At 63.0% G+C, this 600-nt stretch carries 2 protein-coding genes; both read right to left on the bottom strand.

Annotated elements, in window-relative coordinates; all coding sequences use genetic code 11:
• The coding region (locus tag A5773_RS21810; RefSeq protein ID WP_066957308.1) for a WXG100 family type VII secretion target at positions 1-266 on the bottom strand (266 nt) is incomplete at its 3' end.
• Positions 267-309: 43 nt separating this feature from the next.
• Positions 310-600: WXG100 family type VII secretion target (locus tag A5773_RS21805; RefSeq protein WP_156744918.1), on the bottom strand; the 291-nt coding region annotated here is incomplete at its 5' end.

Here is a 600-nt window from a genome sequence, read left to right as displayed (position 1 = left end):
ACGGCGCTGTCGGTGCTGGCCATGTTGCTGCCGGCGCTCTGCACCTTCTGCCCGTGGGCGTTGGCCTGCTCGTAGATCACCTGGAAGTTGCGACCCAACTGGGTGATGAACTCCTGGCAGGCCACCGAACCGGCACCGCCCCAGAAGTCACCCGCAGCAAGCACATCGCGAACGATGGCCTGGTGCTCAGCCTCCAGAGACGCGGCCTGGGCGCGGATCAAGGCACCGTGGGCGTCGACATCGCCGAACTGGTAGTTAATGGTCATTGCTTAGCTCCTTAAAGTGTTGGAAGACAGCGGGTTTCGAGTGCTAGCTGCCCAGGATTTGCTGCGAGGCCTGCTCTTGCTGCTCGTAGTTGTTCGCGTCGCGGATCAGTCCGTCCCGCACTCCGTGGAGCATGTTGACGATGTTGCGGAAGGCCTGGTTGACCTGACCCATGGTGTCGTACGAGGTGGCCTGCGCCTGGCCGCTCCAGCCCGAGCCGGCGATGTTCATCGAGGACGCCCACATCTTGCGAGCCTCGTCCTCAACCGTCTGGGCGTGCACCTCGAAGCGGCCCGCCATCGCCCGCATTTCGTGCGGGTCAGTCATAAAACGTGT

This window comes from Mycobacterium sp. 852014-52450_SCH5900713 (assembly GCF_001667075.1).
Taxonomy (GTDB): Bacteria; Actinomycetota; Actinomycetes; order Mycobacteriales; family Mycobacteriaceae; genus Mycobacterium.
The sequence above is the reverse complement of the archived record's forward strand: the minus strand, read 5'-3'. Positions and strand labels throughout refer to the sequence as shown.